Here is a 17,995-nt window from a genome sequence, read left to right on the forward strand (position 1 = left end):
GACAATCGTGTATGATAAGAGTATCAGCGTAAAACTATTGGAGGGATTCTTCCATGCAAATATTGTCTTCAACGGCACTGGGCATCCTCGTGCCGCTCATCATGGCGACGCTGGTAATCTTCGTACGGATGCGTCGGCAAAAAAGACCGGTGTCCGCCAAGAGCATTATTTTGCCGCCGTTTTTTATGGCGACGGGATTTTTGATGTTTTTCCTACCGGAGGCAGCTACACCTCCCATGTACGACTTTACGGCCTTTCTCGTCGGATTGGTATTCTCTATTCCGCTGATCCTGACGTCACGCTTTGAAATTGTCGGGCAGGATGTGTACCTCAAACGGTCGAAGGCTTTTTTCGTCATCTTGCTTGGGCTTTTGATCATTCGCCTGATCATCAAATTGATAATCAACGATTCGTTCACGCCCCTGCAAACGGGCGGTCTGTTCTTCCTGCTCGCATTCGGCATGCTGGTGCCTTGGCGAATCGCGATGCTGTACATGTACCGTCAGTTGACCAAAAAAACGTTTGGGACATAACGCTTGAATAAAGAAAGCGAGGGCCTCCGCCTGGTACGGAGCACCCTCGCTTTTTCATTTCCCTGATGGGGGGCTTGCGTTCATCGTCCCGTTCGTACATACCTTCCGCCGAACACGGTATCCATCCCGCTCCCATCCGTCCCGGCCAAGCGGACAAAAAACGGGCGTTCTCCTCTGCTCGCCAACGCTTCCTGTGTCCATCCCGCTCCAGTCGGCTGACAAAGAACGATGTCGCCCCCGGGCAGGGGAAACGTCAGGCAACGCGCTCCCAGCTGTTCGTCGGAAAAAATGTCGCTGCCCTCCCAGCCAAACCACCTGCTCCAGCGCTCGGCCGCCTCGTCCAGATCGGCTACCGCGTAGCCGATGGATTGAACGGTTTGCGCTCCATTCGGATGAGGAGCCAATATGCCGCGATTGGCCAGGTCGCGCTCACGGCCCGCATCCTCTTCATGCCACTCGATAAGAAAAGGAGGAATCAGCCTGCTTGACGGATCCTCGAGAAAAAGCATGCGCCAGCGAATGACCGTGCCATCCTCCCGTGTCCGGCTCCCTGCCACGGGGCCCCTCACTTGCAGCCCTCGCTTGCGCAGCTCTTCGTCCCACTGGTCCATCTCGCGGGTGCGCAAAGCAATCTGGCCGAAGCCTTCTCCCGCGCTGCGCTCATTTACCAGCTGGCGAATCAGCGGATTGTCAGACTGCTCGGCCACATCCGCGCGCTCGACCGCCAAAAACTCCACATAGGAGAGCCCAAAGTAACTCAGGCTATTCCATGTGCCCCACTTCTCATGCCTGCCTCCCGCTACCGCGTGATACCCCAGTTCCCGAAACCTGTCTGCCGCTTCTCCCGGGGAGCGATGCAGAAAATGTACCATATGATCGAAAGTCAAGTGCACGTTATTCCACCTCAATTCCTCGCCCGACGGACGGGCGCCGATTTTTGTCCATTGTACTTTCTCTCCCATGAAAAGGAAAGACGATCATGCGAATGTGAAACCATGTCCGGGTTAGTCCCGTCCTATATAGAGAAAGGGGGAGCCATGAATCAAACGAGCCGAACCATCCGCAGAATGGAACAACGCAAAAAAGCGAGGCGCAGGTGGCTCCGGGTAGGGCGGCACACGCTTCTCTTTTGCCTGGTCGCCGCGCTCGGGGTCGGATTGTACGGAATGATCGATCTTCTTCATCGCGATGCCTCAAATCAATCCGAATTGCCATCATCGCCATCCGCATCCGACTCGACCGGATCTGCCCCTGAAGCGGCCATTTCCTTGAGCTTTGCGGGCGATGTCATGATGTCAGGCAATGTCGAAAAGACGCTGCAGGAAAAGGGGTACGAGTACGCATTCGCGCATGTCCGACCTCTGTTTCTCGCGGATGACTACACGATTGTCAATTTGGAGACGCCCGTCACGGAACGGGGAACCCCTTCCGACAACAAGGAATTTGTGTACAAATCGCCTCCCGCCTCGCTCCCTGCCATGAAGGAAGCCGGTGTCGACGCCGTCAATCTGGCCAACAACCATTCCATGGATCAAGGGATGGATGGCTTGCTGGATACCCTGCATAACCTCGAAGCCGAACAACTGGAGTATGTCGGTGCCGGAAGGGATGACACGCGCGCATACGCACCCGTCTTTTTTGAAAAAAACGGCATCCGGGTCGCGCTGCTCGGTTTTAGCAGAGTCATACCGGAAGTAAGCTGGTACGCCGGTAAAAACAAGCCGGGAGTGGCGGCGAGCTACGATCCGGCACGAGCCGCCGAAGCGATCCGCCAGGCGAAGACGGAAGCAGACCTCGTCGTGGTCATCGCCCACTGGGGAAAGGAACGCGTAGACGAACCGGTCGATCATCAGACTATGCTGGCCCACGCGTATATCGATGCAGGCGCAGACCTGGTCGTTGGCGGCCATCCTCACGTCCTCCAAGGCTTTGAGAAGTACAACGGGAAATGGATCGCATACAGCCTCGGAAACTTTATCTTTACACGCGCATCCGAACCGAAGACGTGGGAGAGCATGGTGCTTCAAGCGAGCTGCACCAAAAGCGGAGACTGCACGCTGACGATGCTCCCCTACCACGCTGAACTGGGCCAGGCCGTACCGATGAACGAATCGGACGGCGCTCTTTTGCGCAAGCGGATCGAGTCCATCTCCCGACAGGTGAGCATTCACCCGAATGGCCGTGTGGAGTGAAACTTTGCTGTTGTTTGCTTCGTAACACATAGTATACGACGCAAACCGAAAGGATGGTTGGACATGACCGGAATCATCATCGCGCTCGCCTCAGTCGGGGTCTTTCTGTTGTCCGGTTACTTCCTGACGAAATGGGAAAAAGCCGTTTTTCCGAACAATCAACAAAACGGGGATGCCGGCGAGCCGAAAAAATAGCTCTTACGCGTCCCCCAGCAAGGGAAAACACCGTACCTGCAAGCCGAAATCTGACGTCAGCAGATCGGCATGCTCCTGTTCGAGGCCGCTGGTGATCAACCCCGCCCGCAAGACGCCTCCCAGGTCAAATTGCACCTTGAGCTTGTGGACACTCACGCCTGCTCGGCGCAGGAAGTGCAGCACCTGGTCCGGAGTGGCAGCCGGACCCGAACCCTCCAGGTAACAGAGCGAATGCCCCTCCACTTCCTCTTTGCTGCTCGTCGCAGCTTCCCGTTCCTTCCATGCCGGATGCGGGATGAACGGCTGCGTCAGCAAGTACGCCAGATCTTCGACGACGGCGCTGGCGGTTGGCAGTTCGCCTGCCCCCCTTCCGGTAAACAGGAGATCTCCGACGATATTTCCCGAGAGCTGCACCGCATTGAATGCGTCCTGGATTTGAGCCAAAGGATGGCTCGTCGGCAGTGCGGTCGGCTCTACGGATAGTCGGATACCGTCACCTCTGCGGTGCGCCTGGGCAATCAGCTTGATTCGGTAGCCGAGCTCGCTGGCCATTCGGATCTGCCCGGCTGTCAAATCCGCGATGCCGCGCCGGTTCACCTCTTCCAAAGGCAATGATTCCCCGTATACCAGCTGCGCGAGAATGTACAGTTTGTACATCGCGTCAAAGCCTTCCACGTCCGAGCGCGGATCGGCCTCTGCGTATCCGAGCTCCTGCGCCTGCTTCAGGACGTCGTGATAAGACTGCTGCTCCGTCTCCATCTTCGTCAAAATGAAGTTGGTCGTTCCGTTGAGAATCCCCCGAACCCCTGTGATGTCATTCGTCCGCAGAAACTGCCGCAGCACGCCGAGGATCGGGATGCCCCCGGCTACACTCGCCTCGTACGCGAGATGAACGTGATGCCGGTTGGCCAAATCAACGAGCTCGGTCCCTTTTTTCGCCAGCAGCTCCTTATTCGCCGTGACCACATGACAGCCCTTTTCGATCAAAGCCCGTACGTACTCGTATGTAGGCTCGACTCCGCCCATGACCTCCACGACAATATCCACGTCGCTTTGCAATACCTCATCGAAATCAGTGGTCAGTACGGAGCGGTCGAGCGATACGGCTCGCTGTTTTTCCGAGTCTCTTACCAGCGCCTTGACGATTTCGATTCGCTTGCCCAGGCGCGAGGTCAGCTTTTCCTGTTGCGAGCGGATTGTCTTGATCACGCCGCCTCCTACTGTTCCAAGCCCCAACAACCCTACTTTGACGACATCTGCACTCATCTCTTTCACCTCATCGGCAATCTTGTTCAAAACAAAAAGCCTTCTTCGGGGAAGAAGAAGGCTGGTCGGCATCGCTGCACCCTCTTCTTATCTCCCAGGACGCGCACATCCTGCAGGAATTGGCACCTTGTCGCAATGCTTCGCAACGGTTGCCGGGCTTCATCGGGCCAGTCCCTCCACCTCTCTCGATAAGAAAACCGCAATTCAATTGTGTCAAACTCAAAACAAAAAACCTTCCTCGACAAGAAGAAGGTTCGTATGACGTCTACGAGTAGCCCGCTTCTTATCTATCGGGACAATTCGTCCCGCAGGAATTGGCACCTTGTCACATTACGCAACGGTTGCCGGGCTTCATCGGGCCAGACCCTCCACCTCTCTGGATAAGAACGTTGTATGCTGTTTAGGCTATTCTAAGAAATTCCACCCAATCCGTCAACACAAAATTGTTTCTTTTCAGTCAGTTGCCATACGAATCGGCGAAATCACCCGATTTGGTACCGATCCTTTAGAAGGATGCCATGATGAAGCTCATGACCGGCAATGATGTACGCCAGCGCTCTGGCCGAACAATGGCTGTTGTTCGCAACCCCGGTCCGCTCCCATGCACGTGCTGGTACTCCTTTGAACATCGCGATGGTGGACTGCCGTACCGCCTTGTATTCGTCGAGAAGCTCCGACATCCGCCGGGAAGAAAATTCCCCTTCCGCTACGTACGCCTCGTCGTCGTAGCCCGCAAGCGGGGTCTGATCCCCTCTGGCGATCCGCAAAAGCCGATAGCTCATGATTCGTTCCGTATCGATGAGATGTCCAAGCACTTCTTTCACTGACCATTTTCCGGGAGCATACCGGTAGTTTTCTTGTTCTTCCGTCAGGCCAGACAGCATTTGCACGGTCTCTTCCATCTGTCTGGACAACTGAAGCAGCAGATCCCCTTCCGGAACCAGATTCACATACTTCCCATAGTATGCGATGTGCTCTTCGTTCGTTGGACGCTTCATTCCTTTGTTTCCTCCTGGGTACTGGATTTTACCAAATCTGCGAAACAGATGGTTCAGGCGCATATTCTTGCAGCGGAAGCGAAATGGTAAAGACCGTTCCGGCTTTCGGCTCGCTTTTCACCGCGATGGAACCTCCCATGGCGCGGATAATTTGGAAGGAGTAGGTCAATCCCAATCCGGTTCCGCTCGATTTCGTCGAGTAGTAGATCGAACCGAGCCGATTGATTTGATCGGCGCTCATCCCCACCCCGTTGTCCTTGATGACCAGGAGAACATGACGATCTGCCAGAATCAGGCTCAAAGACACCTTCGCTTGCGGCACCTCCACACAAGCTTCAATCGCATTCTTCATAAAATTCACGAGAACCTGCTTGACTTCCTCCCCATTCGCCACGATCCATACCGGAGCGACCGGTTCTTGTTCCAGCACGAGCTGAACATTGCTCATGATCGCATACGAAGACATGACATCAATCATGACACGCACGTGTTGGGACAGGTTGGTTTTGTCCTTTTGCTTGCTGGGCGGTCTGGTGATCGACAAATAATCCGAGAGCACCGATTCCGTCCGGACGATTTCCATCAGGCTGATATCGATGTACTGCTCCATTTTTCCTCGTTCCAGCGTGCTGGAGCGGATCAGCTTTAAAAATCCTTTCACCGCCGTTAGCGGATTGCGCACTTCATGGGCAAGTGAGGCGGCGACGTGGCTGATCGCTTCGTACTTTTCGTTCTGCAAGTAGCTGATGAAAATGGCCTTGTCGGAAACTGCCTTCTGAAACAAGGTAGTGAGCAGCCAAATCCCTATCAAATATTGGAGGGGAAAGACCAGCAAGTGCTCGAGAAGATAGACCGTGACGTGGTCGGGGTGATTCAGATAGAGAATGAGGGAGGGGTGAACGGCGAGAACGAGGCCGGCCAGACATGTGACGAAGGTCTTTCGTCTGGAGATTTTGTGCAGCTCCCGTAAGAGAAGGGACAGGAAAAACGTACACACAAAAATAAACGATCCCGTCCATAAGCCGTCCCCTCCCAAGTACAAGCGGTAGACAAAAAATTCAGAAAGCAGCACGCAACCAGCCCGCACACCGCCAAATAGGACGCCGAAATACATGATGATATGGCGGACATCAAAGAAAAATCCGTCTACCATGCTGCAGGAGAACGTCATGGCCAAAAACAGAGACAAAGCGCTGGAGACGATCACGAATTTCTGGCTGTAATTTCGCAGCTTATCCCGATAATGCACGTTAAAGAGGATGAATGGCAAAAGAGCGATGAAGAGCTGCAACATCACATGCTTGATCAGAATCACCCGTATCGCCTCTTCGTCTTCATTTTGGGGAAATCCCTTTTTGGTACAAATTGGATGTCAGCATCTTCTTCGCTACGCGTTTCCGGGATTCCTTCCAACTGAAGAGGGAGTCTGCGTGCATATTTTTGCATAGGGGGAGCCATTTACGCCGGAACAAACGGCTCCATCGGTCTGTCTGTCAGGAATGCACTACCCTTACGAAGTGACGGTAATCCCTTCAAACAAGAGCACCCGAGCAGGCGAGGCATCCGTTCCGAGCAGCTTCAATGGTGCTGCTACCATGAAGTACTCTCCCTTCGGCACTTCCTGCAGGCGCAAGCCCTCGATAATGATGATTCCGGCGGCAAACAACGACTTGTGCGTCGGATGGCCTTCCTGATTGCGCTCGATCCCCAGTGCGTCCGTTCCGACGCCGCGCACCCCGATGTCAGCCAAATATTCGGCCCCGTCGCTACTCAGGTACACAAAGGTGAAAGAAAATGCCTCATCCCACGAATTTTTAGTCTTGAACAGCACAAAATCGCCGGGCCCGATGTCCAATGGCTCGAGATCAGCGCGGGTAATGCAGTCCTCCACGTGAGTAAGGTCAAGTACCTTGCAACTTCCCACCAATCTCTCCAAATCGATGGTCTCGAATGTTTCGCCCTTCGTCACCATATGGAGAGGGGCGTCTATGTGCGTGCCGGTATGAACGTCCAGCTCGATCCTCGATTCCGTCACATACCCGTTTGTGACAGGCTTGATCCTCGGCTGCTTCTCCGGCTTGTTCTTGTACACCGTCATTCCTTCGAAAATCGCTCCGGTTACATCGTACATCTTCATCGCAACATGACCTCCTCCAGGATTTTTCGGGACAATCGGTGCGACAGCCTGCTTTCTCCAGCTTGCCGCCCTTCCCCTTGATTCCAATCAGCGGGCAGGGAATCCTTCTCTCCCTTCCAGATCCGCAGGAAACACCAACCCCACCTGCCTGCGCGCCTCGTCCATGATCTCCATGGTGATCAAGCTGCTTTCATGCGAGTTTGTGGCGGATTCCAGCGCTCCTGCCTTGGCGAGAGCGAGAAACTCCTCGATCTCGTAAGGCATCAGCTTCGGCTTCTGCGGCCTTGTTACATCTTCCACTCGCCCGTCCCTGTAGCGAATTTCGATCCGGGTGAGGTGATTGATCCTGTCGATGACCATCGTTCCGGTTTCTCCCTGAATTTCGGCCGGCAAATACGAGTCGGTTATCTTCGAATAGATGACGACCGCTTCTTTGTCTTCATATTTCAGGAGGATGCTTCCTTCTCCATCGACGCCAGACTCCAGCAAGACCGCCTCCGCCTTGATAGAAATCGGCTTGCCGAAGAGGACCGCCAGTGGATAGAGACAGTAGATGCCGATATCCATCAAGGCGCCGTTCGAGAAGGCCGGGTCAAACGCATTCAGTATGGTTCCGTTCTTGTAAGCGTCATAGCGTGACGAGTATTGGCAGTTCGCGGCGACATACTTGCGGATTTTGCCCAGCTTGTGGAGGTTGTCGCGGATCGCCTGAAAATTGGGGGCGAGCGTCGACTTGACGGCTTCCATAAGCAGTACGCCATTTTCTCGCGCTGCCGTGATCATGGCCTGCACTTCCTGAGCATGGGAGGCCATCGGCTTTTCGCACAGTACGTGCAGCCCGTGCTCCATGCAGAGGATGGCTTGCCGGGCATGAAAGGAATTGGGACTGGCGATGTAGACCGCATCGATCACGCCGCTCTCCGCCATCCGGGCGACATCCGTAAACACATGCGGCGCTCCGTGTTTTTCTGCGAACTGTTCGGCCCGCTCCCGTGTCCGGGAGTAGACGGCCGCAAGAGAAAAGCCCGATACCTCCCTGCCTGCAGCAATGAATTCTTCGGTGATCCAATTCGTTCCGATGACGCCAAACCGCATCGCGAGTCACTCTCCTCACATCTGTACCTCTGTTCGCCTATGAACGCACTGTCCTGCTGTTACGAATGCACCGGGATCGGCTGACGTTCCGGCTCTTTGTCCAGCCACCACGAAAATCCGTCTGCCGCGAGCAGGTCACGTGCTTGCTTTGGACCATGGGACCCGGCAGTGTATTCGTGCAGCGGCACAAGATTCTCCCGGAATGCCTGCAAAATCGGCTCCACCCATATCCAGGACAGCTCGACCTCTTTCCAGTGGGCAAAGTACGTGGAGTCTCCTCGCAGCGCGTCGAACAGCAGCAGCTCGTACGCCTCAGGGACATCCTCCGTTCCTGCCGAGAAGTCCACGGTCACCGGCTCAATTTTTCCGCGATTGGACGGATTCTTACTATTCACTTGCAGGGCGATTCCTTCATCCGGATTGACACTGATGATCAACAGGTTGGGCGCAGGCTTCTCCCGCTTTTGTCGATACAGCTTTTCCAGCGGATTTTTAAATTCGATGACGATTCTCGTCGATTTCTCTTTCATTCGCTTGCCCGTGCGGATGTAAAACGGGACGCCTTGCCAAAATGGATCGTCAATCCAGACGCGGGCAGCTACGAACGTGTCGGTCTGAGAGTCTGGCCGGACACCCGGCTCCTCGAGATACCCGACCACCTTCTTGCCAAGTACCTCCCCAGCCCCGTACTGACCGCGAACGACATGCTTCCATACATCCTCCGTTTTCAGAGGACGGACGGCTTCCATCACCTTGCGCTTTTCCGCTCGAATATCACTCGCCGTCATTCGCTTCGGCACGTGCATGGCGGTCATCATCAGCATTTGCAGCAGGTGGTTTTGCACCATATCGCGGAGGGCACCAGCCTGATCATAGTATCCGGCCCGCTCCTCCACGCCTACCGTTTCCCCTGCGGTAATTTGTACATTGGCGATATACTGGTTGTTCCACAGCGCCTGAAACACCGGATTGGCAAATTCCAACGCTTCCAGGTTTTGTACCATCGGCTTGCCCAAATAGTGATCGATTCGGTAAATCTCCTCTTCCGAAAACGCAGCGCTCAACTTTTCGTTCAGCTGTCTGGCTGAGTTCAGGTCGTGCCCAAACGGCTTTTCGATAATCAGCCGCTTCCAGCCGGTCGTCTCCCCCAGGCCGCATGCCTTGATATTCGCTGCGATCACGTCGAAAAACTCGGGGGCGACAGACAGGTAAAACATCCGGTTTTCCGGCAGCCCGAGCTCGGTTTCGCGCTGTGTCACGACCGACAGCAGCGGGTGGAAGGCCTCTGGATCCGTCACATCGACAGCACAGTAACGAAACGCAGCGAGAAACGTCTCCAGCTCCGACGGGTCCGGATGGGGACGTCGAGAAAACGTGCGGATGGACTGTGCGATGCTCGCCTGAAACTCTTCGTCGGACCATTCTCTTCTGCCTACGCCTACAATGGAAAAAGCGGGAGGCATTTTCTTGTCGAGATACAAGTTGTACAAGGCAGGGTAAATTTTTCGCTTTGCCAGGTCTCCAGTCGAACCAAAGAGCACAAAGGTCATCGAATCCATGTGCGATCCCGCCTCCTTCCTGCAATTTTTGCTGCGAGTAAGTAGTACATGAGTACATCGTTATTATTAGAGAAAACGCGTCCGTAATCAAGATCGTTCTTTTTTCTGCCTCCGTAGTTTTCCCGAACGAAGAAAGCAGATTCCCTTTCGGCTGCCCGCTGTCGTTTTCTTCCTCCCTGCGCATGGGACGTCAGGGGCGTTTCATATACATGTACAAAGTGGAATTGTTCTTTCCACCATCATCACGATGTTCGGCCGAACGCCACGAAGGCGAAGCACAAAGGAGGTCTTGGCATGCGAATGAGACTGCGTCCCCGGGAACCGATCGACAGCTTCCGAGAAGTGCGGGTGCACCCTGCCACGATTGATTTACATCTGCAAAAATGGCGGTTTCGAATGCGATGAGGTTGCATGTATTCGTAAATAGGAGGAGGACTGTATGCGCGTCGCAATCTTGGGAGTCGGCGGAGTAGGACAAGTAAGCGCATGTGAACTCATGAAGTCTGCGTATGTAGAGAAGCTGGTCCTGGCGGATATTTCGATCGGACCTGCGGAAGAGCTGGCGGCTGAACTGCGCCGGGAAACCGATGTGGAGATTCAGGTCAAGCGCGTGGACGCCCGCGACGTCTCCAGCGTGACAGCTATTTTGGGAGACATAGACGTGTTGCTCCACATCGGCCTTCCTGAAAACAACTTCGCCGTGATGAAAGCGTGCCTGAACACCAGGACGCACTACATTGACACCGCTTCCTGCGGGCCTCGCTGGCTGCGCAAGCAACTGGCATGGAACGATCAATTTCGGGCGGCCGGGATACTCGGAATCATGGGTCTGGGCTGCGATCCCGGTTTTTCCAACATCGCCGCACGCTACGCGGTGGACCAACTGGACGAGGTCGATGAAATCCTCATCCGCGACGGCGACAATTCCGTCGTGGACTACGACGGCTTTTGCTCGTTTTTCAGCCCCCAGACCGCCATCCAGGAGTGTCTGGCGAAGCCGAACTATTGGACCGCGGCGAAAGGCGAGCAGTATTTGCCCACGCCTTTAGCCAACAAGGAAGAATTCGAGTTTCCCGAGCCCATCGGCTGGCTCGATTGCTACCATGTCGAGCACGAGGAAGCGACTACTTTGGGGGAGACCATCGGCAGGGCCAAAGGCTGCAAATACGTCGATTTCAAATACGCCCTGCACCCTGACTTCGTGAACACGTTGAAGGTACTGCGTTATTTGGGGCTGGACAGCGACGAGGAAATCGAGGTGAAGGGCGTGCGGGTAGCCCCTCGCGACGTGGTCGTGACCTCGATGCCCAAGCCCGTGGATCTGGCGGGGAAAATTCACGGCTATTCCAGCGTCGGAGCCCTCGTCAAAGGAAAGAAGGATAACAAGCGAAAAGACATTTACGTCTACACGATCGCGAACCATGACGAGGTATTTTTCAAGACCGAGTTCCAGGCGACGATCTGGCAAACCGGCATCCCGCCGGTCGTCGCTGTCGACATGATCGCCGAGGGGTCCTTGTCGGCCACAGGCTGCATTCCACCGGAGCTGATCGACCCGATTCCGTTTTTAAGCAAGCTGAAGGCGCGCGGCATGGTCTGGGACGTGATCGAAAAAACCTCTCCGCTCCTGCAAATCACGTAAAGACGTAAGTTGAGATACAAAAACCGTTCGGGCCACTCTCGCGCTCGAACGGTTTCTTTGGCATGTGCCTGCATATCGCAGCCATAAGTGATTTCCCTCCGAGATGTCCTGATTGGAGGGGCCTTAAACGGAACGCAGTACGGCCCGCACCGGGCTCCCGTCTGCCTCCGCAAGCGGAAGCGGCAGCGCGATCAATTCGTAATCTCCAGGCTGAACATGGTCCAATTCAAGACCCTCCAAAATGTGGATATCGTGCTCGTGCAGTCCGTGATGAGCGGGCAGCTCCTTGCTGTCCAACGGATCGACAGACGGCACGTCCACACCGATCAGCCGGACTCCTATCTCGGCCAGGTACGGAGCCAGATCGGAGCGTAGATAGCAAATCTTTTCCGGAAAGCGAGTCGGATCCTCCCATGAGCTGGTGCGCAACAGCAGCCGTGTAACTCCTACCAGATCGAATGGCCGCAAGTCTTCCGCTCCTATGCTCGGCTTGCCCGAGACATCGATGAGTCTGGCGGGTCCCACGTACAGCTGAACATCCAGCTCGAGCATTCTTCTCCCGTCGTCTGCAAAATGAAAGGGGGCATCCACATGGGTGCCGGTATGAATGCTCATCGTCAGCTTCCCTACATTGACGGAACCGCTCTCTGCCATCGGCCAGTTCACTTCATACCGGAACTCCGTATCGCCTGGCCATGTCGGAACGCCCGGCAGCAGCGGCCTTGAAATATCGAATATTTTCATGTCTGTCTCTCCTCCGCTTCCATGGATCAGATTCGCTTGTGTGCCGTCAAAAACTGTTCGACTCCGTCGTACAATCCTTCATCATTGGCGTATTTGACGTAATTTTTCGCCGTTCGCAGCCATTCGATCGTCGTCGGACGAGTCGCGGCGATCGATTCCCGCAAGTCGCTCATGCGAATCGGCCGCTCGATCCCTGTCGCCAAGATGTCGTGGAGGACTTGTTCGGTAGCCAATTCGACGACATACTCGATGTCGGCCCCGGAATACAGCTCCGTCCAGCCTGCCAATTGGGCATAGTCGATGGGCTCCGTCGGCCGCCCCTCCAGCTTCAGCCGGAAGATCGCCGCGCGTGCCTCGGAGTCGGGAGGTCCGACAAACACGACCTTGTCAAAGCGCCCCGAGTGAAAAAAGGCAGGATCGACGTCCCACGGCAGATTGGTGGCGCCCAGAAGCAGCAGCCGGTCCAACTGTCTGGCCGCTCGCTCCATCTCCGCCAACAGCTGATCGATCATTCCCCTCATCCACGGCGATGCCGATTTGCCCCGATGATACCCCAGTGCATCCATCTCGTCGAGAAACAGGACAGCAGGCCGATGCTGGCGAGCGGAGGCAAACAGGTCGCGGATGTTTTGCTCGCTGGCACCGACGTACGGATCCAGAATATCCGCCACTTGCACGTGGTAAAGCTTGGCGCTGCACTCGCCGGCAGCCGCTCTGGCCAAAAACGTTTTCCCGCAACCCGGCGGCCCGTACAGGAGCACGCCGCCTCCAGCCCGTTTGCGGAATCGCTCGTACAACTGGGGCGTCAAAACCGGCTGGACCATTTTGATCCGAATCGCTTCTTTTACATCGTGCAATCCACCTACTTCGGAAAAGTCGACGACCTTTTCTGTCAGCGGCTGATCGGAACGGTTTTTTCTGTTTTTGCCTCCCTCGATGACGCGCATTACAGCAGGAGTGTGCTTCCCTTTCGACAGCAAGACCTCCGTTTCCTGCACCTCCGCACCCGTGCTTTGCGGCGCTTCCCGGCTCAGCTTGTTCAATTCCCTGATGACCGACTGCTTCAATTCCTCGTCCCCGTAAGCCAAGGCTTGGGTAAAAGCGAGCAACGCTTCTACGCGGTTATGTTGCTCAGTGTACTCCAGCCCCAGGAGATACCATGCCGCAGCGTTTTTCTGATCGCCGCGGACCATGGATTTCAAGATCTCGATCTTCGTCATCCGTTTCATCCTCTGCGTGCCATTTTGCATGACCATTTGTATAAAAACGGCGAAAGCCAGATGTATCCTCCGATCAGGAGGAAGAGCATGCCAGCGGCAGCGATCGCCGCCTGCCAGCTCGCCTTGCCGAGAGCGAGCACACCGAAAGCCAGTGAGATCCACCACAAGTCGGGGCCCCCCGCCTTCAGCACCAGACGCTTCGGCAATGCCAGAGGGTGGAGCAGTCGATTCAATTGCTCCAGTGCCGTGAGCAGGTGCTCGTTCAACGGCTCCATCTGGTACGCCTGCAAAAAATAGTCCCTCGCTTCCGCGTACGAGCCCCGATCCAGCGCAAGCAGCCCCAGCTTGACCAGCTTGTCTACCCGGTTGCCCGCAAGCTGCAAAACATCGCGAATCGCCTGCCCCTCCCAGCACGGTTCCGCATAGGCCCGTTGAAACACGTAGCCGTAATGCAGGACAGTCTCGTCCCCTGGTCCGAGGCGCTGTGCTTCTGCGAGCAGTCTCCGGGCCTTTTCTTCGTGTCCGGTCCTGAGCATCAAGTACGCGTATTGCGCCAAGATTCCAGCGTTTTCCGGTTGGGCGGCCAGGGCGGCGAGCAGCCACTCCTCCGCTGCCACGTATTGTTCCCTCTCGAGGCAGATGGCGCCCAACAGCGCGTACGTCATTTCCTTGCTGGATTCGCACAGGACTGCTTCCCTGGCGAATGCCTCCGCGATCTCCATCTCTTCCAGATGAAAGGCGCAAGAAGCGAGATAGTATTTGGCGACTCCGTCCGAAGGGTCATGCGCTAAAATGCCCAGAAACTTGGACTTGGCCTTGGCGTATTTGCCCAATTCGTAAAAGTAAAGGGCTTCCTTCCATCTGCCGAGGTCTTTATCCGACCAACAAACCATCATGGAAGACCTCCCCAGCGTGTATTTCCAGCAGCTCCAGAGAAACGCCGGCCGCTGACAGCAGGATGGCAGGCTTGGCCAATGGCTGAAAGCGGCCATTCACGACGGAATGAAGGCGAAAGCGTCTTTTCAGCGTACAGCGGTAAGCGATCGCCAATCCAACAGCCAGGACGCGCGAGCAAAGAAGCGCATCCAGCCAGTTGCCCACGATCCATGTATAGAAAAAGGTCGATGCAATCAGAAGCATTCCCGTCAAAAACAGCCCTGCCGTATGCGACCTTTTCGCTCGCAGCCACAAACAGTTCACGGTGCCCAATGCCAGGACCGGGAGCACTCCTCCAAAGAAACCCGCATAGACGAAGCTACTGATTTGATAGGATTTGGTCTCCTTGACCCCTCCCTTTCGGAGAGAGGGTTGCAGCAATCGTTCGTTCACTGCGTGTGCTCCTTTCCCCTTGGTACAACTCCAACCCCTTCATTATAATGGAATCTCCCAACAAGAAGAATATGGAAATTCACAAAAAATGGGGCAGTCCGCCTACAAAAGAAAACAGCGAAGAAGAGAACGGGGAAATCACGTCCCTGTCTTCGCTGTTCTGTTGGCCCCGCCATTGGGTCTGTCCGCTCATCGCCGTCGTCAGTTCGGATGCGTTTCGTCCTCTCCTTCCCGCGCAATCGGAAGCCCTTGTCTGGTCCACTCATCAAAGCCGCCGGCCAGGTTGGATACCTGTGCAAAGCCGTTTGCACGCAAAATGCTCACGCCTATGGCAGACCTTTTGCCAGTCTTGCATTGTACCAGAATCGGTCTGTCCCGCGGCAATTCCTGAAGTTTCATCGGCAAGTAACCGAGCATGATGTGTTTCGCGCCGGGAATGTATGCCTCCTCCCGCTCTTTTTTATACCGGACATCCAACACGTACATTTGTCCGGACTGGACGGCTTCCTTTCCCTCTTGAGGGGTGATGTCCTCATATTTCGCAAGTCTCGGGTCGTCATCGGGATCGAACACATTCGGATCCATCACGGACGCGACCTGATCCATCCCGATTGACTGCAAATCCTTCAAAACAAGGGGAAGGGACTCCCTTTCCGTCAACAGGTATAGCGGACGATCATAGTCCAGCAGCCATCCGGCCCACGTGACAAAAGACTTCTCGTAGGGGATATTGATCACGCCTGACACATGCTTTTGGGCAAACAGGCGTGCCGGGCGCGTATCCACGACAATGCCTTTTTTCACCCAGCTTTCGACCGTACCTACGGAAGCTTCCGCGTACGACGGGGCTGCTATTTCTCCGACCAACCGCGGTCCTTCCTTGTTCAAACGTTTCATCGTCGAAAAATATGTCGGCGGCTCTGGCTGGCCCTCCAACAGCTTCTGGATGAATTCATCCTCATCCTCATGCCGCAGCGCCCAGTTCGTTCGCTTCTCATAGCCGACGGTGGTTGACTGGACGGCCCCAATCGCCTTGCCGCACGCGCTGCCTGCCCCGTGCCCAGGCCAGACCTGCAGATAGTCGGGCAGCTTTTTGAAGCGCGCTAACGAATGAAACATTTGGCCAGCCAGCTCTTCCGCGGAGCCGCTAAGCCTTGCCACTTTCTCCAGCAGATCCGGACGCCCCACATCCCCTACGAACACGAAGTCCCCCGTAAAGATCCCGATCGGTTCTGCTTGCGATGAGCCGCCATCTGTCAAGAGCAGCGATATGTGCTCCGGTGTGTGCCCCGGTGTATGCAGCACTTCGAAGGTGAGGTTGCCGATCGAAAAGATGTCTTTGTCCCGCAAGAGCTTGTGTTTGTAGTCGCGAGCGTATGGGTAGGCCCAGTCGGTTCCCCCTTCTTCGGACAAATACAGGGTGGCGCCAAACCTCGAAGCGATTTCCCTCGCTCCCGAGAGGAAATCGGCGTGGATATGGGTTTCCGTCACGCCCACAATCTTCAATCCGTTGGCTGCCGCTGCTTTCGCGTACGGCTCGACATCCCGCGCAGGATCGATGACAATGGCCTCGCCCGTTGCCTGGCATCCCACCAAATACGAGGCCTGGGACAATTTGTCATCGTAGAAATACTTGAGTAGCATCCGTCACCCTCCTATTCGCTTCACGTCCATTTTTGCCTCACTGCCTTTTCTTGTACACATCCACCGTCAAGACAGAGTGGCCGCTTTCGATACGGGCGTCACATCCGTCCTTTGAGCATGCCCTTCCAATAAAATAGGGGCAGCACGTCTTTTTTCAGCAAATACATGCTTCTTCGTTCGCGGGATTGGTCGAAGGGAAACGACTCCCGTGGATTCAGCTCATAATCAAATTCCGCCAGAATCAGCTTTCCGTACCCCGTCACGAGCGGGCATGATGTATAGCCATTGTAATGATCGGACAGCGGCTTTCCCTGGATCATGGACATCAGGTTTTGGACGACGATCGGCGCCTGCTTGCGTATCGCAGCGCCTGTCTTTGATGTAGGCAGATTCGTGCAATCGCCTACTCCGAAAACATTGGCAAATCGTTTGTGCTGCAGCGTATGTTTATCAACATCGATCCAACCGTCACCTGCAGCGAGCGGGCTTTTTTTGATAAAATCCGGAGCGCTCATCGGCGGTACCACATGAATCATGTCGTAGGGCATAACCACGTGCTCGTTTGTGTCCAGATTTTCGAAAACCGCCTGCTTCTTTTCTCCGACGATTTCCACGAGATTATGCTTGAACCGGGTCTCGATCTGTTTTCTTTCAATCACCTTCTGCAAGGCGTCCGCATACTTTTTCACGGCGAACAGGGAGGTCCCTCCGGAGACGAAACGTATGGCAGACCGGGAACGAACGTCCGACTTGCGGAAATAGTCGTCGGCGACGTACATGATTTTTTGAGGGGCCCCGCCGCATTTGACCGGCGTGTTGGGGTTCGTAAAGATCGCTTCCCCTCCCTGAAAGTGACGAATGGCATCCCACGTGCTGTCGACAAAGTCATACGAGTAATTGCTGCAGACTCCGTCCTTGCCCATGCTCTCTTTCAGCCCTTTGATCTTTTTCCAATCCACTTGAATGCCTGCTGCAACAACCAGGTAGTCGTAATGCAGTCTGGTCCCGGACGCAGTGACGACGGCATTGTCGTCCGGTTCCAATTCGGTTACGGCATCTTGTACCCATACAGCCCCATGCGGGATTACGGAGGCTTCCTCCCGCTCCGTGGTCTCCTTGCTGACTTCGCCCGCCCCCACAAGCGTCCACAACGGCTGATAGTAGTGCTTGGTCGCGAAATCTACGACGGCGATCCTCCCGAAGAAATCGCGCGACTTGCGCAGGAGTCGCGCCGCAACCGAAATACCCGCAGTTCCTCCGCCTACGATCACGACTTTGTAATGCGCTCCCGACCTGTTCATCCATCCCCTCTCCTTTCCAAGGAGCTTTCACGGAACCAAAGCTCCACATTCCTGAACAGCGTGTACGGGGCTCAAGCCGCACACCTTGAAGCCCCTTTTGCATTACACGAAAATGTATGCAGCAAGCATCGTGCCAAGTC

General features: G+C 55.3%; 17 protein-coding genes and 2 riboswitches. Of the genes, 4 read left to right on the forward strand and 13 right to left on the reverse strand.

Going from position 1 to position 17,995, the window contains the following annotated elements:
• The first annotated feature begins 53 nt into the window (after window positions 1-53).
• Window positions 54-533 carry a CcdC family protein gene (locus RGB73_RS18575; RefSeq protein ID WP_310764248.1) on the forward strand — a complete coding sequence of 160 codons (480 nt, stop codon included), beginning with the start codon at window positions 54-56 and terminating at the stop codon, window positions 531-533.
• A gap of 80 nt (window positions 534-613) precedes the next feature.
• On the opposite strand, the gene RGB73_RS18580 is transcribed toward RGB73_RS18575, so the two are convergent.
• Complete coding sequence (locus tag RGB73_RS18580; RefSeq protein ID WP_310764249.1) at window positions 614-1,426, reverse strand: VOC family protein; 813 nt, start codon at window positions 1,424-1,426, stop codon at window positions 614-616.
• A gap of 144 nt (window positions 1,427-1,570) precedes the next feature.
• Here RGB73_RS18580 and RGB73_RS18585 point away from each other — a divergent pair, with 144 nt between their 5' ends.
• Entirely contained in the window at window positions 1,571-2,725 is a 1,155-nt protein-coding gene (locus tag RGB73_RS18585) for a CapA family protein (protein ID WP_310764250.1), read from the forward strand.
• Between the two features lie 63 nt (window positions 2,726-2,788).
• Entirely contained in the window at window positions 2,789-2,920 is a 132-nt protein-coding gene (locus tag RGB73_RS18590; RefSeq protein ID WP_310764251.1) for a hypothetical protein, read from the forward strand.
• Window positions 2,921-2,923: 3 nt separating this feature from the next.
• Here RGB73_RS18590 and RGB73_RS18595 read toward each other — a convergent pair whose 3' ends face one another.
• From RGB73_RS18595 to zwf, 6 genes are all read right to left on the reverse strand, one after another.
• Entirely contained in the window at window positions 2,924-4,216 is a 1,293-nt protein-coding gene (locus RGB73_RS18595) for a homoserine dehydrogenase (protein ID WP_310764252.1), read from the reverse strand.
• A gap of 54 nt (window positions 4,217-4,270) precedes the next feature.
• Window positions 4,271-4,381: riboswitch (SAM riboswitch) on the reverse strand.
• A gap of 85 nt (window positions 4,382-4,466) precedes the next feature.
• Window positions 4,467-4,573, reverse strand: a riboswitch (SAM riboswitch).
• 95 nt (window positions 4,574-4,668) lie between these two features.
• Window positions 4,669-5,184: a DinB family protein gene (locus tag RGB73_RS18600; RefSeq protein ID WP_310764253.1), complete on the reverse strand. Its 516-nt coding sequence runs from the start codon at window positions 5,182-5,184 to the stop codon at window positions 4,669-4,671.
• Window positions 5,185-5,212: 28 nt separating this feature from the next.
• Window positions 5,213-6,499 (reverse strand): ATP-binding protein, encoded by a 1,287-nt coding sequence (locus tag RGB73_RS18605; protein ID WP_310764254.1) that lies wholly within the window; start codon window positions 6,497-6,499, stop codon window positions 5,213-5,215.
• A 195-nt stretch (window positions 6,500-6,694) separates the two neighbouring features.
• Entirely contained in the window at window positions 6,695-7,321 is a 627-nt protein-coding gene (locus tag RGB73_RS18610) for a cyclase family protein (RefSeq protein ID WP_310764255.1), read from the reverse strand.
• An 87-nt stretch (window positions 7,322-7,408) separates the two neighbouring features.
• Complete coding sequence (locus RGB73_RS18615) at window positions 7,409-8,416, reverse strand: Gfo/Idh/MocA family protein (protein ID WP_310764256.1); 1,008 nt, start codon at window positions 8,414-8,416, stop codon at window positions 7,409-7,411.
• A gap of 59 nt (window positions 8,417-8,475) precedes the next feature.
• The gene (gene zwf, locus RGB73_RS18620; RefSeq protein WP_310764257.1) at window positions 8,476-9,975 is read right to left on the reverse strand and encodes a glucose-6-phosphate dehydrogenase; all 1,500 of its coding nucleotides are present in this window, start codon (window positions 9,973-9,975) and stop codon (window positions 8,476-8,478) included.
• Between the two features lie 439 nt (window positions 9,976-10,414).
• Here zwf and RGB73_RS18625 point away from each other — a divergent pair, with 439 nt between their 5' ends.
• A complete protein-coding gene (locus RGB73_RS18625; RefSeq protein ID WP_310764258.1) occupies window positions 10,415-11,617 on the forward strand; it encodes a saccharopine dehydrogenase family protein in 1,203 nt (400 codons plus the stop codon).
• Between the two features lie 123 nt (window positions 11,618-11,740).
• Here the strand turns inward: RGB73_RS18625 and kynB are convergent, their stop codons facing one another.
• From kynB to RGB73_RS18655, 6 genes are all read right to left on the reverse strand, one after another.
• The gene (gene kynB, locus RGB73_RS18630; RefSeq protein ID WP_310764259.1) at window positions 11,741-12,361 is read right to left on the reverse strand and encodes an arylformamidase; all 621 of its coding nucleotides are present in this window, start codon (window positions 12,359-12,361) and stop codon (window positions 11,741-11,743) included.
• A 26-nt stretch (window positions 12,362-12,387) separates the two neighbouring features.
• Complete coding sequence (locus RGB73_RS18635) at window positions 12,388-13,581, reverse strand: ATP-binding protein (protein ID WP_310764260.1); 1,194 nt, start codon at window positions 13,579-13,581, stop codon at window positions 12,388-12,390.
• A 5-nt stretch (window positions 13,582-13,586) separates the two neighbouring features.
• Window positions 13,587-14,477 carry a tetratricopeptide repeat protein gene (locus RGB73_RS18640; RefSeq protein WP_310764261.1) on the reverse strand — a complete coding sequence of 297 codons (891 nt, stop codon included), beginning with the start codon at window positions 14,475-14,477 and terminating at the stop codon, window positions 13,587-13,589.
• Window positions 14,455-14,910 carry a hypothetical protein gene (locus tag RGB73_RS18645; RefSeq protein ID WP_310764262.1) on the reverse strand — a complete coding sequence of 152 codons (456 nt, stop codon included), beginning with the start codon at window positions 14,908-14,910 and terminating at the stop codon, window positions 14,455-14,457. The genes RGB73_RS18640 and RGB73_RS18645 overlap by 23 nt, the downstream gene beginning before the upstream one ends.
• Before the next feature lie 201 nt (window positions 14,911-15,111).
• Window positions 15,112-16,554 carry an MBL fold metallo-hydrolase gene (locus tag RGB73_RS18650; RefSeq protein WP_310764263.1) on the reverse strand — a complete coding sequence of 481 codons (1,443 nt, stop codon included), beginning with the start codon at window positions 16,552-16,554 and terminating at the stop codon, window positions 15,112-15,114.
• Window positions 16,555-16,652: 98 nt separating this feature from the next.
• Complete coding sequence (locus RGB73_RS18655; RefSeq protein WP_310764264.1) at window positions 16,653-17,855, reverse strand: NAD(P)/FAD-dependent oxidoreductase; 1,203 nt, start codon at window positions 17,853-17,855, stop codon at window positions 16,653-16,655.
• Between the last annotated feature and the right edge of the window lie 140 nt (window positions 17,856-17,995).

Origin of the sequence: Brevibacillus brevis (genome assembly GCF_031583145.1) — a bacterium.
Taxonomy (GTDB): domain Bacteria; phylum Bacillota; class Bacilli; order Brevibacillales; family Brevibacillaceae; genus Brevibacillus; species Brevibacillus brevis_E.

Excerpts from the sequence above, each read along its gene's own strand:
- RGB73_RS18575 (WP_310764248.1), top strand. The coding sequence starts at position 54 with ATGCAAATATTGTCTTCAACGGCACTGGGCATCCTCGTGCCGCTCATC.
- RGB73_RS18585 (WP_310764250.1), top strand. The coding sequence starts at position 1,571 with ATGAATCAAACGAGCCGAACCATCCGCAGAATGGAACAACGCAAAAAA.
- RGB73_RS18590 (WP_310764251.1), top strand. The coding sequence starts at position 2,789 with ATGACCGGAATCATCATCGCGCTCGCCTCAGTCGGGGTCTTTCTGTTG.
- RGB73_RS18600 (WP_310764253.1), bottom strand. The coding sequence starts at position 5,184 with ATGAAGCGTCCAACGAACGAAGAGCACATCGCATACTATGGGAAGTAT.
- RGB73_RS18610 (WP_310764255.1), bottom strand. The coding sequence starts at position 7,321 with ATGAAGATGTACGATGTAACCGGAGCGATTTTCGAAGGAATGACGGTG.
- RGB73_RS18615 (WP_310764256.1), bottom strand. The coding sequence starts at position 8,416 with ATGCGGTTTGGCGTCATCGGAACGAATTGGATCACCGAAGAATTCATT.
- zwf (WP_310764257.1), bottom strand. The coding sequence starts at position 9,975 with ATGGATTCGATGACCTTTGTGCTCTTTGGTTCGACTGGAGACCTGGCA.
- RGB73_RS18625 (WP_310764258.1), top strand. The coding sequence starts at position 10,415 with ATGCGCGTCGCAATCTTGGGAGTCGGCGGAGTAGGACAAGTAAGCGCA.
- kynB (WP_310764259.1), bottom strand. The coding sequence starts at position 12,361 with ATGAAAATATTCGATATTTCAAGGCCGCTGCTGCCGGGCGTTCCGACA.
- RGB73_RS18635 (WP_310764260.1), bottom strand. The coding sequence starts at position 13,581 with ATGACGAAGATCGAGATCTTGAAATCCATGGTCCGCGGCGATCAGAAA.
- RGB73_RS18640 (WP_310764261.1), bottom strand. The coding sequence starts at position 14,477 with ATGATGGTTTGTTGGTCGGATAAAGACCTCGGCAGATGGAAGGAAGCC.
- RGB73_RS18650 (WP_310764263.1), bottom strand. The coding sequence starts at position 16,554 with ATGCTACTCAAGTATTTCTACGATGACAAATTGTCCCAGGCCTCGTAT.
- RGB73_RS18655 (WP_310764264.1), bottom strand. The coding sequence starts at position 17,855 with ATGAACAGGTCGGGAGCGCATTACAAAGTCGTGATCGTAGGCGGAGGA.